The following is a 15,005-nucleotide window of genomic DNA, read 5'->3' as shown; positions in this document are numbered from 1 at the left end:
AGTGGCTGGCGCTGGCCGATGCGTTCCACGCCGCCTCGATGCGCCCCAACGGCACGCTGCCGCGCATCCCGGTGATGTGGGGATCGGATGCGGTGCACGGCCACAACAACATCGTCGGCGCGACGCTGTTTCCGCACAATATCGGTCTCGGCGCCGCGCGGAACCCCGAGCTGATGCGCCGCATCGGCGAGGTGACGGCGATCGAGATGCGCGTGACGGGGCTCGACTGGACCTTCGCGCCGACGCTGGCGGTGGTGCGCGACGATCGCTGGGGGCGCACCTATGAGGGGTTCGGCGAGCATCCCGAGATCGCGACCTCGTATGCACACCCGCTGATCGAGGGGTTGCAGGGCAGGGTGGGCGATGCCGACTGGCTGCGCGGCCCCCACATCATCGCCACCGCCAAGCATTTCCTCGGCGACGGCGGCACTCTGGGCGGCAAGGACCAGGGCGACACGCAGGTGAGCGAGGCCGATCTGCGCCGGCTGTTCGCCGCGCCGTACATTCCCGCGATCGAGGCGGGCGTGCAGTCGATCATGGTGAGCTTCTCGAGCTGGAACGGCGTGAAGATGCACGGGCATCGCCCGCTGCTGCGCGGCGTCGTCAAGGATCGCTGGGGATTCGACGGGCTGTTGGTGGGTGACTGGAACGGCCATGGCCAGGTGCCCGGCTGCACGCCCGACAACTGCCGCCAGACCTTCATCGCCGGGCTCGACATGGCGATGGCGCCCGACAGCTGGAAGGGGCTGTGGACCAACACGCTGGCGCAGGCGAAGGACGGATCGCTGCCGATGGCAGTGCTCGACGATGCGGTGCGGCGCATCCTGCGCGTCAAGCTGCGCGCGGGGCTGTTCGAGGCGGCGAGGCCCTCGCAGCGGCCCTATGCCGGGCGGTTCGATCTGCTCGGCAGTGCCGATCATCGCGCGGTCGCGCGCCAGGCGGTGCGCGAATCGCTGGTGCTGCTCAAGAACGCCGGCTCGGTGCTGCCGCTGAAGCCAGGCGCGCGCATCCTCGTGGCAGGCGACGGCGCCGACAACCTGACGATGCAGACGGGCGGCTGGACGCTGACCTGGCAGGGCACCGGCACGACGCGCGCCGACTTCCCCAACGGCCAGACGATCGCCGAGGCAATGGCGGCCGAGGCGAAGGCGGCGGGCGGCAGCGTCACCCACTCGGCCGATGGCAGCTTCACCGAGCGGCCCGACGTGGCGGTCGTCGTCTATGGCGAGACGCCCTATGCCGAGTTCCAGGGCGACCGCACCGATGTGGGCTTTGACGATACGGGCGAGCATCTGGCGCTGCTGCGCCGCCTCAAGGCCGCAGGCATCCCGACGATATCGGTGTTCCTGTCGGGCCGGCCGCTATGGGTGAACCCGCAGCTCAACGCCTCCGACGCGTTCGTCGCCGCCTGGCTGCCCGGCTCCGAGGGCGGCGGCGTCGCCGACATGCTGTTCGGCAAGGCCGACTTCACCGGCAAGCTGCCCTATAGCTGGCCGCGCGAAAGCGACGACACCGCCCTCAACACCGGCGACAAGAACTACGACCCGCTGTTCGCCTATGGCTATGGTCTGACGCTGAAGGACAAGGGCGAGCTGGCACCGCTCCCCGAAGCGCGCGTGACGACTGCCAATGCCGACCCCAATATCCTGTTCGCCGCCGGGCGGACCGGCCAGGGTCGACAGCTGCTGATCGGCGCGCCGGGTGCGCTGACGGCGAACCCCGGTCCCGATCTCATCAGCGCGAATGCCGCCGATCGCACGGCGCAGGAGGACAGCGTCCGCCTGCGCTGGACGGGCAGGGGCGACGCCGTGGCGGCGATCGTCGGGCGCGATCCCGTCGATCTGACGCGCGAGGCCAATGGCGATCTGGCGATCGAGATCGAGCTTCGCGTCGACCGCGCGCCGAGCGCGCCGGTGACGCTGGGCGTCGGTTGCGGCGAGGGGTGCGGCGGTACGGTCGCCATCGAGGCACCGCTGCGCGCCGCGCCGCGTGGCGAATGGACACGCATCGCGGTGCCGCTGGCATGTTTCGTCCGCAGCGGCGCCGACATGACGCGCGTCACGCAGCCGCTCGCCATCCAGACCAGCGGCACCATGGACATCACCATTTCGGGCGCAACGCTCGCACAGGCAGGGACCGGCCAGATCGCGTGTTCGCGGTCTCTATAAAAAACGGGGGAGGAATATCATGCATCGCACCAAGCTTTCGATCGTAGCGCTCCTGCTGGCAGGCACGGCGGCAACGCCTGTGTGGGCGCAGGAAGAGGTACCGCAGGACCAGTCGACCAGCCCGACTGCCGAGGAAAATGACGCGCGCGACGTCGACATCGTCGTCACCGCCAACCGCCGCGAAGAAAACCTCCAGGACGTCTCGGGCGTCGTGCAGGCGTTCACTGGCGACGATCTGCGCAAGAGCGGCATCACCGAACTGCGCAACCTGCAGACAGCGGTGCCCGGCCTCAACATCGCCAATCAGGAAGGCAATATCGAGATATTCATCCGCGGCGTCGGCTCGTCGAACAATACCGAGCTCGGCGATCCGGGTGCGGCGCCGCATCTGAACGGCACCTACATCCCCCGCCCGCGTGGACTGGGCCTGATGTTCTACGATCTCGAGCGCGTCGAGGTGAACAAGGGGCCGCAGGGCACGCTCTACGGCCGCAACGCGCTGGCGGGCACGCTCAACATCATCACCGCCAAGCCGCGGCTCGGCGAATGGGGCGGCTATGCGCAGGCCGAATATGCCAATCGCAACAGCTGGGCGGCAGAGGGCGCGCTCAACATCCCGCTCGGCAGCACCTTCGCCGCGCGCGTCTCGGGCTATTATGTCGATCGCGACTATGGCTTCCGCAACGCCTCGCCCGATCCGCAGGCGAGCCGGCTGCGCCCCGCCGGGCTCGAGGAGAATTATGCCGGACGCCTCTCGCTATTGTGGGAACCGAGCGACCGGCTGTCGCTGTCGGTCGTCGGCGATTACGGCAAGGAAACGGGCACTGGCTATCCCGGCGCCAACATCTTCGCCGCGGTGCAGGCGACGGGTCTGCGCCCCGAGCAGCTCGAGCTGCGCGACGTGGTGTATCGCGGCCAGCAGGGGGTGATGGAGAACGAGCTGTGGGGCGTGCAGGGCCGCGTGCGCTACGGCTTCGACACCTTCGCGATCGAGGCGACGGGCAGCTACCGCTCGGTCGATTTCTTCCAGGCCAATGCCAGCAGCGAGAGCATCGCCTGGCCGGGCCGCGACTATTCGGCGGTGCAGTTCGACAATTTCTCGAACAATTTCTGGCAGAGCCGTTCGCAAAGCCAGGTCTATGAGGTGCGCGCCACCGCCGATGCCAGCCAGCGGCTGCGCTGGAACCTAGGCGGCTTCTATTTCAAGGAAGACCAGCAGGTCGGCTACATGGCCGTCGCCGATCGCGGCTATTGCTGCTATTCGGGCACCGAGTTCACGATGCCCGACGTCGATGGCGAGAGCTACGCCTTCTTCGTCGACGCGACCTTCGACGTGACCGACCGGCTGCGCATATTGGGCGGCATGCGCTATACCGACGAGCGCAAGTCGCGCTTCGGCATCGGCGGCAACTGGGCGCTGACGCTGGGCGGCGCTGATTTCGCGTGCTGCATCGGTACGCGCCTCGGCACCGAAGGCTTCCGCCCCGCACTGCTCGACCGACCCAATTTCGACGTGAGCGGCATCAACACGCCGCAGGGCCAGGCGCAGTTCCTGATCGAGGGCATCCGCACGCCCGGCGCGCGCGACACGCTCATCCAGCAGATCGGCGCGATCGCCAGCGGCGCCAATCCGCTGGGGACCTGCTTCACGCGGCCCGATATCGACAACGGCTTCGTCACCTGCCCCACCAACACCAATGGCGGTTTCAGCTACGCCAATCTGACGATTCCCGAACAGCAGGTGGGCTCGGCGGCGTTCAATTTCTTCGATTATCGCGCCGGCGTCGAATTCGACGTCACCGACGACAACATGGTCTATGCCAAGGTTTCGACGGGCCACAAATCGGGCGGCTTCAACGACAGTTTCAACAATTCGCCGATCCCCGAGGAGTTTCGCCCTGAAAACCTGACGGTGTTCGAGATCGGCAGCCGCAACAGCTTCCGCGCGTTCGGGCGCCGTGCGGTGTTCAACGTCACGGGCTTCTACTACGATTATCAGGACCAGGTGTTTCAGGACCTGACCTGCATCAATCTGGACGAAACGCAGGCACCACCCGTCTGCAACGGCTACTCGCTCGTCAATCGCAACATCGGCGCGTCGCGCATCTACGGCCTCGAGGCCGAGACGCGGCTGCAACTGCCGGGCAATTTCGGCCTCGACCTCAACTTCGCCTATCTTGATACCGAGATCACCGAAGGCGTGGTAGCCGATGCCCGCGCGCAGGACTTCGATGCCGGCGGCGAATCGCCGCTCATCAGCCTGGCGGGCAACCGGCTGCCGCTGGCCTCGCGCGTCAACCTCAGTGCCAAGCTCTCGCAATGGTTCGACATCGGCGAGGGTCGGTTCGACTGGCAGGCGCTGTTCAACTACCGGTCGTCCTTCTTCCTCTCACAGTTCAACGAGGACGATATCGTGTTCCTCGACGGAACACGGCAGACCGCGCTCGAGGCAGGCTTCCCCGATCGTCAGCAGGGCTTCACAACGCTCAACCTCGGCGTCGGCTATACGCTTGGGCGCTATCGCCTCGAGGCATGGGCGGCGAATTTCACCGATCAGCAGGCCTCGCTCAAGGCGCTGGTGGGCTCGTCGCTCAACATCCGCTTCCTCAACGACGCGCAGACCTATGGTGTGCGTGCGCGCGTGAACTTCTGAAGCCGAAGCAGGGGCAGTGCCGTGCACGTCGGCGCTGCCCCTGCTATTGTAATGATGAAGTCCCGTTCGACTGATCTGTTGCAGCGGGCGGTTGGATTGATAGCGGCGGGACGTTCGTTTCGTGAGACAGCGCGCCAGTTCTATTATGACAGGCGGCTGGAACACTAGGTAATTGCACAGATCGCGACGTGCCGTTTTGCTTCGCGCCTGGCGTGAATGTGCTCGGCATTCAGAAGCCTAGGATTTCGAGATCAAACAACCTTTCCGGCTATTCGCGGTGTTAGAAGCTGACTAGTACGCTGACGATGTCGCTATAGGCCCCCGCGGCCGGCGTGGCTTGTGAGGAGTCGATGCGGGCGCGATAGGTGAAGGGGATTGCGGGGGTCAGTGCGCCGGTGCCGGGCGTGGTCGAGGTCAGCGGATTGCTCTCGTCCCAGATCGTCGACCCGTCAGCGCGGTACAGATTGTAGCGCAGCGTGTTCCCCCCGGCGTCGCGCATCGCGCGCCAGGGGCGTGCCGATCTGTTGCCGCCGGCCGAGAGCGATACGGTGAAGGCGGTATCCTTGGTGCAGTCGGCGCGAAGCGTCTGCGTCACCTCGGCGAATTGCGAGACGAGGGCGGCGGTGCCGAACGACAGCGCCGGTGCGTCGATCCGGCAATCCTTGGTCACGGTGATCGCGACCTGGATCGTCGAGGTGCCGGTTCCGCTCTCGCCCAGGATGCAGATGCCCGACAGGTTGACGCCGTAGCAGATCGTATAGGCCCACTGGACCGTCAGCGTGTCGGTATAGGTGCCCGCCGCGACATTGGCTCCGCCCGCCAGCCGCGCGTGGATCTGCGGCGCGAACGAACTGCCGTTCAGGATCGTCAGCAGCGATAGGAGCTGCGGATTAAAATAGTCGATCGTGCCGCCTTGCGTGAACGGATAGGCGCCATTGGGATCGGCGCTCACGGTATAGGCGATGCTATCGCTGCCCTGCTTCAGCTGAAATCCGTTGGCGCTCGTCATCGTGGCACGCGCCGAGTTGCCGCCCAGCAGCGTGATGATCGAACCGTTGCAGCGCAGTCCCGCGCCGGTGCTCGTCGCGGCGATACCGTTCTGGCGGACGGCGTAGGAGCTGCCCGTGCCGAAGGCTGCATTGCCCGAGCCGATCGTGCAGGCGGCGTCGGCGGGCGCCGCGGCGACCATGGCGAGGACGAGCGCGGCCAGTCGCAGGATCAGTGACATGTCACATGCTCCCGCCGGTCGAACGACACGGCGCCGTCGAGATCGGCGACGGCGGCGCGGCATTGCGCGCCATCGGGCTGGCGGATCGCGATCGAGCGCGCCTGTGCGACATCCTCGACATAGAGGATTCCGTCCCAGCCGACGATGCTCTGCGTCCCGTCGGCAAGCGTGGCGACCGCGCCTGCGGTAATCGGCTGGCCGCCATCGTCGACCAGCGCGATCGTGGCGCTGCGCAGCGTGCGGATCGGCATGGCGATGACGGTGGCGGCTCCTTCCGCCACGGCGATGCGGCGGCGGACGGCGGTAGGCATCAGCCCGGCCTCGAGCTTCATCGGATCGATCGAGACCGTAGCCGGCTGATAGGCGATGATACGCGGGATCAGCAGGTGACCACGGGCGTCGGTCTTGCCGACCAGCTGATTCTCGTAATGCACGGGCACGTCGGCAATGCCGCCGGTCGACACGACGGCAAAGGCGTCGCTCACGTCGTTGGCGGCGAAGATGCCGCCGTCGAGCGACACGACCGATCCCGATGCGCCGGCCCAGACCGCGCCGCGGCGATCGGCGATCGAGCCGCCGACGGTGAATTGCGCGCTGTGGGTGCGAAACACCGCTTCGCCCTGGCCATAAGTGCGGCCGCGCTCGTCGATCGCGGCGCCGGCGTTGATGCCGATGCCGCCGGTGAGCGGTGCCGCGCGGCTATACTCGGCCTGCGTCTGGAAGCCGCGGCCACGGTCGCGGCCCACGCCAGTGCTCGCGCTGCCGCCGCCCAGCGGAAAGGCGATGCGGAACTGACCCGAAACGGCGCGCCGGTCGAGATCGTAGTCGGCACTGACGAACGCGAAGGCCGAGCGCGTGACGGGCACCGACCAGGATGCCGTCGCCAGCCGCGCACGCGCGCCGCGCAACGGCTTCACGTCGATATAGCCCGCACCGATGCTGCCCCAGCGATCGAGGTTGAGGCTGGCGATCGCGCGGGTGCTGCTGCCGCCGGCGGGCATGTCGCGCAGGTCGAAATCGGCAAGCGTGCGAAAGCCGTCCGACCGGCGGCGATGCTCGGCCGCGAACGAGAAGCTGCGCCCCGTATATTGGTAGCCGGCGGTGATCTGCGTCCCCGACGTGCCATCGGCACGCGATGCGATGACGCTGGCGCTCAGCGTGCCGAACAGGCCGGGCATCCAGACCGCGCCCGCGCCCAAAGCCGCGCTTCGCTCGGACCATTCGCCATTTGCCTCGAGCGTCAGGCGCGGCGTCATGCCGCGGCGCACGAAGCCGCTGGCCGCCGCGCGGCCATAGGCGAAGCTGTCGAGGCCGTAGCGCTTGCGCACCAGCCCGATCTCGGCCGAAAAATCGACAAGGCCGGGGCGCAGCAGGTCGGGCGCGACATAGAAGGGAACGCTGGTCGCGACCTGGCGGCCGACGGCATCGGTGGTGACGATCGTCGCGGTGCCCGCACCGCTGACGACGGGCATCCCGTCGACGACGAAGCGGCCCGGCGCCACGCTGTCGCTCTGCTGGCGATAGCCGTCGATGAACAGGTCGACGGCGCTCGGCACCGCGGCCTCGCCCGAGAAGCTCGGCAGCGGCATGGTGACGAGGTCGGGGCGCGAGCGGAAGTTACGGCCGATCTGCACGCCGCCCAGTCGAACGGGACGTGTCCAGGCCATCGCCCCGGTGATGAGGTCGCCGCCGGTAAACACCAGCGCGCGGTCGGCATCGACGTGGCGCAGCCGCGTGTCGTAGCGCAGATAGCCGTTGCCGAGACCCGAGCCCGCGCGCACCACCCCCGTCGTCGACAGGTTGCCGAAAGCACCGAACAGGCGCGCCTCGCTCCACAGGGAAGCGCTGGTGCGGCCCCCGCTGGTCTGGACGAAAGCATCGTAATTGAACGCCGCCCCCGTCGCGACGTCGGCGAGCACCCGCTCGCGCGCGGGGCCGCTTCGACGGCTGATAGGGAGCAGCGCGGCAGGCACGGTCAGGTGCAGGGTCTGGCGAAGCGCGTCATAGGCCGGCGAGAAACCGGCGGCGGCCAGGTCGATCTCCGCCTCGCCGCGCACGGCGACACCGGCGTCGCGCAGTACCGATGCGGCCATCGTCATGCGCTCGTCCTCGATCCGCAGTTCGGCAAGCGTGGCACGCGGCGCTCCGTTGACGAACAGTTCGACGAACAGCGTCTGCGACGCCGCCGATGCCGCGCGCGCATCGGCAAGGCTCGCCAGGATGATGAGCAGCGCGGCGAGCACCGCCGCCGCCGTCCAGCGCGCCACGCCCGTGCCCCCCGCGCGTCCGTGTCAGGCCGAGATCGAAAGCGACAGATCGGCGCCATTGACGCCGATGGTGATCGGGGCTGGCGCGACGAAGTCGTCGGGCAGCGGCCAGCGCATCGTCGCGCCAGGCAGGACATAGCCGACCAGACCCGCCTGTACCGTACGCACCGCCGCCCCGCTGCCGACGCGCAGGTCGGTCAGCCGCGCGTGGCGCGAGCCCGAGTTGCTGATCTCGATCCAGCGCTTGCCGTCGACCAGCCGCACCGCCGAGCGAAGCTGCGGCGTCAAGCCGTCGGCCGCCTCGCCATAGGTGAAGAGCGGCAGCGAATAGCGCATCTGGACCGACAGGCGTGCGGCAACGCCGCCTTCGGTGGCGGGCGCGGGCTTCGGAAGCTCGTCGACGAGCAGGCGGTACGCCTTTTCGCCCACCGGCGCAGAACCGCGACGGATGACGCGCACGAGCTGCCGCTCGCCCGGCGCAATCGTCGCGATCGGCGGGCTGCTGATGACCGCCTGTGTGGGGCCTTCCTGGTTTGCACCGCCGGCCTGCGTCCAGTCTTGCGCTCGAATCTGAAGCGTTACCGGCTCCTTGCCGTGGTTCTCGAGCCAAAGCGCGGTCGCCTGTTCGGTCGCGACGATGCGCGGATCGGTAGGCCACAGCACGATGGCGCTTTGCGCGTGCGCAAGCGACGGCGAAGCGAACGCCGCGACGGCGGCGATCAGGCGAAAGCACATGGCGAAACTCCCAGGATTACCAGCTGATGGTGATGTTCACGGTGTCGACGTAGCGTCCGGCCGCAAGCGCGCCGGGCAGTACTGCGCGACCTCTGATGGGCAGGCGCCGAACCGGCGTCGCCGACGTGAAATCGAGCGCGATCGCCTGCGTCGTCCATTCGCTGCCCCCTTCGAGGATCAGTCGATAGGGAAGCCGCGTCGCACCCCCGGCCGTCCGCGCCAGCGCGCGAACGCCGCCCGAGGCGTTCTGACCGGCATCGGCGCGCACGCTCGCGGTAGTGCCGGGCGTGCATTCGATGGCGATGCCGGTGCCGGCGGCGATCAGGTCCGCCTCTACCGTTCCCGAAGCGGTGCCCGGCACGCTGCCGAGATTGATCCGCCCCCAGTCGCCGCCTGCCATCGTCTCGACCCGGCAACCGGGAACGATCGTCGCGCCGACGGTGAAGCTTTGCGTCGTCTGCGCCGCCGCCGGAGCCGGGAGGGCGGCGGCACAGCAGATGGCGACCGGGAGGGCACGCACCGGAGTTACCAGGCGAGCGTGATCTGGACGGTGTCGGTGTAGCGCCCCGCGCGGGCAATGCCGCCGGGATTGCTGGCGCGTGCATAGATCGGCACGACGATCGGCGCGGTCGTTGCCGGGCCGAGCGACATCTGGCGACCGATCGTGATCTCGTTGTCGCGCGAGGCGTTGGTGTAGAGCCGGTAGGGAATCGTCGCGCTGCCGGAAATCATGCGCCGCACGCCGGCATTGTCGTTGCTGCCCGACCCGATCGTCAGCGTCGGCGAGGCATCGGGCGAACAGCGGATCGACAACGCCCCCACATTGCCGACAAGCTCGCCGTCCACGGTCTGGAACGTGCCCGGCTGCGTGCCGAAGTTCACGTCGCCGACGGTGCCGAGCGTCGACTGAAGCGTCGTCGAATCGTTGACGACGCAGGCGTTGGTGACGGTCAGCTCTACGCCGATCGTGCCCGTCGCGGTCTGCGCTGCGGCAGGCGTCGCGGCGATCGCGATCGGCAGGACCGCCAATGCGGCGGCAACGGCTCGGCGAAGCGAAATGAAGCGGTGGTCGATCATGAATACCCCCTCGCGGAAATGCGATGGAGGCTTGGCTCGCCGAACCGGGTTAACGACCTCTTTTGCCGTGCACTGTCGACGCCACCATTTAGACCAAGGTCGTAGGCTTCGCCCGATTCCGAAGATATGCGCGAACGATTGCACGTGCCCGATCGGCCTCGCGCCGCGCGGCCGGAAGATAGGATCGAGCGCTCAGAGACAAACGCTCCGTGCAATGCGCCAGACGGCGAAAGCCCAGCGTGCCTGCGAAGCCGCCCAGTTTGTGCAGGTCGGCGTGGTCGATCGCCTGCCCGGCTATCAATCGATCAAGATCGTCGGCAAGGCGCGCTGCCATCGGCACCATCGCGGCATCGCCGAACAGCGCGGTCATGCGTCCGAACGCCGCACCGCGATCGAGCCATGGCGCAAGCGCTTCGCAAAAGGCATCCTGATCGTCGGGACATGGAAGGTCGGGAGAGTTTCCGGCTGCATCGATGCCGGCATAGGTCAGCAGCGGCACATCCGTCGGCGCGGTGGCCGCCCGCCCGGCGACCAGCCAGAGATCCGCATCGTCGGCCACACCCGCAATCGTGCCGCCGCACGCACGCACCAGCGCGCCCACACGATCGTGCCGTGCCGGAATGTCGTCGCGGATCGCTACGAGCAATCGGGGCGGGTCGGTCACATGCGATCGTGCCATGCTGAAATCGACCGTCCTTTCGATGGACATATGATCTGCATTGAAGAATAGTGCGCGACAATATTGCAGAACACTGAAAACACCGAGGTATATCCTCGGGAAGGAGGCGACGGATGAGCGAGCGCGTCCTTATAGCGGACGACCATCCGCTGACACGAGAAGGTCTGGCCATGGCGGTGCGGCTGGCAATGCCCGGCATCGCCGTGGATTCGGCCGGTTCGATCGCCGAGGCCGAGACGCGGATCGCCCGGTATCCGAACTATCGCATGCTGCTGCTCGATCTGTTACTTCCCGACGCGCGCGGCTTCTCGGGGTTTCTGCGCCTGCAGTTTGCGCTGCCCGAAGCGCGTATCGTGGTGATTACGGCGCGCGAAGACCCGAAGCTGGTCGGCATCGCCCGGTCGCTTGGCGCAGCGGGGTTCCTGGGCAAGCGCGAGCCGCTCGACACGCTGGCGCGGCAGATTCGCGGTATCGCTGCGGGAGAGGCGGGGTTTCCGGCCGTATTCGAGGATGCCGGCGCGCCACTGCGCGATCGGATCGCCGGGCTTTCCGAAGCACAGCGCCGTGTGCTGTTCGCGATGGGTAGCGGCGAATCGAACAAGCGCATCGCCGCCGCGCTCGACATCACCGAGGCGACGGTAAAGGCGCACATGACCGCGATCTTTCGCCGCCTGGGGGTCGTCAATCGCGCGCAGGCGCTGCTGGCGCTGCAATCGCTCATGGGTGATCTGGGTGACGAGGCGTTGGCATGAACCGGCCCGTCCTTGCATCCACCGCACCGTCTCCCCTGCTCTTCGTCGCGCTCGCGGTACTGATCCCGGCGATCCTCGTTGCATTCGCGTGGTTTCTCGGCGCCGAATATTCGCGCGCCGACGATGCACGGCGCATGGCGCGCGACAGCGGCGAGGTGACCGCGACGGCGCTCGGCCTGCGGGCTGCGTTGCGGCAGGCGGAAACCGCCCAGCGCGGCTATGTGCTCACGCGCGATCCGCGATTTCTCGTGCCATTTCAGCCGGCGCGCTCGACCGTCGATGCAGAAGTGGCGCGCTACCGCTCGCTGACCGGCGATGCGGCGGTAGGCGAGATCGTCGCGGCCAAGTTCGAGGAGATGGATCAGGTGCTGTCGCTGGGCGCGGCCGGCGAGTGGGAACGCGCGACCGAACGCATCGCCGATGGCGAAGGCCTTGCGCTGATGACGCGAATCGAACGGCTGATGGACGCGCAGATCGCGCGGAGCGACCGCGAGATCGCGCGAGCCAGCGCTCGCTTCGAAGCCCGCAGCCGGTCGATCCAGCGCCAGGCCTGGGCGCTGGTCGCCGTCGTCACCGCAGCGCTTCTCGTCGGGCTCGTCGTGCTCTGGCGGCTGCGCGCGCAGCGATGGGCCGCGTCGCTGGCTGCGCAAGCGGCGTCGGCCCGGCACCGGGCCATTCTCGAGAGCACGAGCGACGCGATCATCATCTTCAATCCAAGCGGATCGATCGAGCAGATCAATGCGGCAACCGCTCGCCTGCTGGGCTACCGACCTGCCGAGATCGAGCGGCGCGACGTGTCGACCATCCTCGACATCGCCGCCGGCGAAGGCACGTTTCACGAGCGGCTGGGCGCGAGCGAGGACGGCATCGCGACGCCGATGCTGGTCGATCGTCTGGCAGTGGCGAGCGACGGCCGGCACGTACCCGTCGACATATCGCTCGGCCTGATGCCATTGCCCGATGGACTTCACGTCGTCGCATCGCTGCGAGACGTGTCGGAGCGCAAGGCGGTCGAGCGGATGAAGAGCGACTTCATCGCCACCGTCAGCCACGAGCTGCGTACGCCGCTTACCTCGGTCGTCGGCTCGTTGGGGCTGCTGCGTGCGGGCTCCGCCGGGGATCTGCCGGAGATGGCCCGGGAACTGGTGGAGATAGCCGAGAACAACGCCCGGCGGCTCATCCGCTTGACCAACGACATCCTCGATCTCGACAAGCTGAGCCAGGGAGCCATGACGCTCGACATCGCCGAGGCCGATCTCGGCGCGATCGCGGCGGAGACGACCGAAAGCTATCGCGGGTCAGCGGCCGCGCGGGGAATCGGCATCGCCGTCGAAACGCACGAGGCGCCACTGATCGTCGCCGCCGACCGTCAGCGCCTGATCCAGGCGGCGGGCAATCTCCTGTCGAACGCGGTGCGCCACGCACCGGAAAGGTCGAGCGTCACGATCGCCACGCGATCGGAGAACGGGCGTGCCTTGCTGACGATCACCGACGAAGGCGCGGGCGTCCCGACCGAATTTCGCGACCGGATTTTCGACCGGTTCGGCCAGGCGCCCGCCGACCAGGCGAGCGGGACCGGCCTTGGCCTTGCAATCGTGCGCGAGATCGTCGGCGCCCATAACGGGTCGGTGTGGTACGAGGATGCGCCCGGCGGCGGAGCACGCTTCGTGATCGCGCTCGATCGCATAAGGCACGCCAGCCGGGACCGCCTCCTGCTCCTGTCGCAGGACGCCGAAACGATCGCCCGCATCTCGGCCATCGCCGAGGCGGATGGGGCGATCCTCGAACCTGTCGCGACGATCAAGGCGGTCGAGCGCGCGGCGCGCTCGGCAACGCCCCCCGCACTCATCCTGTTCGATCTGGACATGGCGGCGGAGCGGCAGGACGAGTTCTGGGCGTGGCTCAATCGCGATCCCGACCTTGGCCCTGCGCCGTGCGCGATCGTCTCGCAGGCGCTGCTCGAAACCGAAGCCGCGTTGCCGTTCGACATCATCGCGTGGTTCGCCAAGCCGATCGATGAAGCGGCGATCCAGGCGACATTGTCGCAGGCGCGGGCCCGGCGCCGGCAGCGGAGCGGCAACCTCATCCTCCAGGTCGAGGACGATCGCGATCTCGGTCAGGTAGTCGTCGCCGCGATGGCGGGCGAAGGTGAAGTGCTGACGGCGCCCGACCTGGCCACCGCTCGCCGCATGCTGCGCGAACGCGAGCCCGACATCGTCATCCTCGATCTCGCGCTACCCGACGGGAGCGGGGTCGACCTGCTGCCCGACCTCGTCGACACATCGGGTAGGCCGATCCCGGTCATCGTGCACTCCGCCCAGGCGGTATCGGCGGAACTGGTGGGCCGCGCCGCCGCCGTCGTCACCAAATCGCGGACGACATTGCCCGAGCTTCGTTCGATCATCCGCAAGGTCGTCGATCACGCGAATCAGGAGGTCTGAATGCCAGGCCCGCTTCGGATCCTGTACGTCGACGACGATCGCGACGTTCGCCGCATCGCCACCCTGTCGCTCCGCCTCGACAACGACCTGTCGGTGATCGACGTCGAATCGGCCCGCGAAGCGCTCGCGCTGATCGACGCCGAGCCGGACGCGTTCGACCTTTTCGTATTCGACGTGATGATGCCCGAAACGGCGGGCACCGAACTGATGCGGATCATCGCCAGCCGCACGGATGCCGCGGCCGCGGTCCCCGTGGTGCTCATGACGGCGCGCGCGCAGGCGACCGATATCGAGGCCTATATGGCCGCCGGCGCCAGGGGGGTCATCGTCAAGCCGTTCGACCCGCTGCGGCTCGCGGCCGATCTGCGCACGATCATGGCCGGAGTCTGAAGGCAAAGGTTCGCGATCCGTACGACCTTGGTCGAAGAGCGGTCATCCCCCGTCGCTGCGATAGGCTTGCCTTAACGCGGCGCAGCGCCTGTCGCGCTCATACGACGCGAGGGCAGAATGCAGGATATCGACCACGACCGGCAGGAAGTGAAACGGCTGGCCAATCGCCTGCTGGCCATGATCGGCACGGCCGCGCCGCCGGCTGCCTGCGCGCTTTCGTCGATTCGCTGGGAGCTGATGCGCCGCCTGTTCACGCTCCTGATGCTCGAACAGCTCTGCGGCCCTCGTCGGCGCGACATGGCCAGCGACCTTCTCGGCCGCTGGAAGGCGCACAGCCTGGCATGGACCACCCAGCGCATCGGCCACGACTGGGACGGCTACGTCGTCGACGCGCAAACGATGCTGAGCGAAATCTCGGCGTTCTGCGAGCCAGCCTGAAGTGATGTGCTTCACGGGCGGATCACCTGAACGGGGATGGTGGGTTAGATCCTTTCAAGCGTTAGTCTTCAGCCGCTCCTGAATACAGAAGGCAAATTTCCCAACAATCGTAGTGCCCATCGCTTTCATGCCGGGTGCGCCAGTCACTTATGAAGGCACGAACCTTATCGTTGGCTG

General features: G+C 67.6%; 12 protein-coding genes. 7 read left to right on the top strand and 5 right to left on the bottom strand.

The features are described from left to right. Positions 1-2,168, top strand: a 2,168-nt coding sequence (locus tag FBR43_RS03130; protein ID WP_136941748.1) for a glycoside hydrolase family 3 protein, incomplete at its 5' end; no start/stop codon positions are given. 19 nt (positions 2,169-2,187) lie between these two features. Beyond that, the gene (locus FBR43_RS03125; RefSeq protein ID WP_136941747.1) at positions 2,188-4,821 is read left to right on the top strand and encodes a TonB-dependent receptor; all 2,634 of its coding nucleotides are present in this window, start codon (positions 2,188-2,190) and stop codon (positions 4,819-4,821) included. Positions 4,822-5,101: 280 nt separating this feature from the next. Here FBR43_RS03125 and FBR43_RS03120 read toward each other — a convergent pair whose 3' ends face one another. The 5 genes from FBR43_RS03120 to FBR43_RS03100 are packed head-to-tail and all read right to left on the bottom strand — an operon-like array spanning position 5,102 to position 10,128. Next, complete coding sequence (locus tag FBR43_RS03120; protein ID WP_169542447.1) at positions 5,102-6,049, bottom strand: Csu type fimbrial protein; 948 nt, start codon at positions 6,047-6,049, stop codon at positions 5,102-5,104. Then, positions 6,040-8,316, bottom strand: coding sequence for a fimbria/pilus outer membrane usher protein (locus tag FBR43_RS03115; protein WP_136941745.1), 2,277 nt, complete (start codon positions 8,314-8,316; stop codon positions 6,040-6,042). The genes FBR43_RS03120 and FBR43_RS03115 overlap by 10 nt, the downstream gene beginning before the upstream one ends. Before the next feature lie 24 nt (positions 8,317-8,340). Next, positions 8,341-9,051, bottom strand: a complete 711-nt coding sequence (locus FBR43_RS03110) for a fimbrial biogenesis chaperone (protein ID WP_136941744.1) — start codon at positions 9,049-9,051, stop codon at positions 8,341-8,343. A 16-nt stretch (positions 9,052-9,067) separates the two neighbouring features. Beyond that, positions 9,068-9,571, bottom strand: coding sequence for a Csu type fimbrial protein (locus FBR43_RS03105; RefSeq protein WP_169542446.1), 504 nt, complete (start codon positions 9,569-9,571; stop codon positions 9,068-9,070). Between the two features lie 5 nt (positions 9,572-9,576). After that, on the bottom strand, positions 9,577-10,128 hold the full coding sequence (locus tag FBR43_RS03100; RefSeq protein WP_136941742.1) for a Csu type fimbrial protein: 552 nt from the start codon (positions 10,126-10,128) through the stop codon (positions 9,577-9,579). 214 nt (positions 10,129-10,342) lie between these two features. Here FBR43_RS03100 and FBR43_RS03095 point away from each other — a divergent pair, with 214 nt between their 5' ends. From FBR43_RS03095 to FBR43_RS03075, 5 genes are all read left to right on the top strand, one after another. Then, positions 10,343-10,858, top strand: coding sequence for a hypothetical protein (locus FBR43_RS03095; protein WP_136941741.1), 516 nt, complete (start codon positions 10,343-10,345; stop codon positions 10,856-10,858). Positions 10,859-10,920: 62 nt separating this feature from the next. Next, positions 10,921-11,559 carry a LuxR C-terminal-related transcriptional regulator gene (locus FBR43_RS03090; protein WP_136941740.1) on the top strand — a complete coding sequence of 213 codons (639 nt, stop codon included), beginning with the start codon at positions 10,921-10,923 and terminating at the stop codon, positions 11,557-11,559. Then, positions 11,556-14,000 (top strand): ATP-binding protein, encoded by a 2,445-nt coding sequence (locus FBR43_RS03085; RefSeq protein ID WP_136941739.1) that lies wholly within the window; start codon positions 11,556-11,558, stop codon positions 13,998-14,000. The genes FBR43_RS03090 and FBR43_RS03085 overlap by 4 nt, the downstream gene beginning before the upstream one ends. Further along, complete coding sequence (locus tag FBR43_RS03080; RefSeq protein ID WP_136941738.1) at positions 14,001-14,390, top strand: response regulator; 390 nt, start codon at positions 14,001-14,003, stop codon at positions 14,388-14,390. It abuts the gene before it with no gap. A gap of 117 nt (positions 14,391-14,507) precedes the next feature. Next, a complete protein-coding gene (locus tag FBR43_RS03075) occupies positions 14,508-14,828 on the top strand; it encodes a hypothetical protein (protein ID WP_136941737.1) in 321 nt (106 codons plus the stop codon). Positions 14,829-15,005 lie beyond the last annotated feature (177 nt).

The organism is Sphingomonas baiyangensis (genome assembly GCF_005144715.1).
Lineage (GTDB): Bacteria > Pseudomonadota > Alphaproteobacteria > Sphingomonadales > Sphingomonadaceae > Sphingomonas > Sphingomonas baiyangensis.
This window is presented reverse-complemented; position numbering and strand designations above follow the sequence as displayed.

Bases quoted from the DNA above. Each gene is read 5' to 3' on its own strand.
- FBR43_RS03125 (WP_136941747.1), top strand. From the start codon at position 2,188: ATGCATCGCACCAAGCTTTCGATCGTAGCGCTCCTGCTGGCAGGCACG.
- FBR43_RS03120 (WP_169542447.1), bottom strand. From the start codon at position 6,049: ATGTCACTGATCCTGCGACTGGCCGCGCTCGTCCTCGCCATGGTCGCC.
- FBR43_RS03110 (WP_136941744.1), bottom strand. From the start codon at position 9,051: ATGTGCTTTCGCCTGATCGCCGCCGTCGCGGCGTTCGCTTCGCCGTCG.
- FBR43_RS03100 (WP_136941742.1), bottom strand. From the start codon at position 10,128: ATGATCGACCACCGCTTCATTTCGCTTCGCCGAGCCGTTGCCGCCGCA.
- FBR43_RS03095 (WP_136941741.1), top strand. From the start codon at position 10,343: ATGCGCCAGACGGCGAAAGCCCAGCGTGCCTGCGAAGCCGCCCAGTTT.
- FBR43_RS03090 (WP_136941740.1), top strand. From the start codon at position 10,921: ATGAGCGAGCGCGTCCTTATAGCGGACGACCATCCGCTGACACGAGAA.
- FBR43_RS03085 (WP_136941739.1), top strand. From the start codon at position 11,556: ATGAACCGGCCCGTCCTTGCATCCACCGCACCGTCTCCCCTGCTCTTC.
- FBR43_RS03080 (WP_136941738.1), top strand. From the start codon at position 14,001: ATGCCAGGCCCGCTTCGGATCCTGTACGTCGACGACGATCGCGACGTT.
- FBR43_RS03075 (WP_136941737.1), top strand. From the start codon at position 14,508: ATGCAGGATATCGACCACGACCGGCAGGAAGTGAAACGGCTGGCCAAT.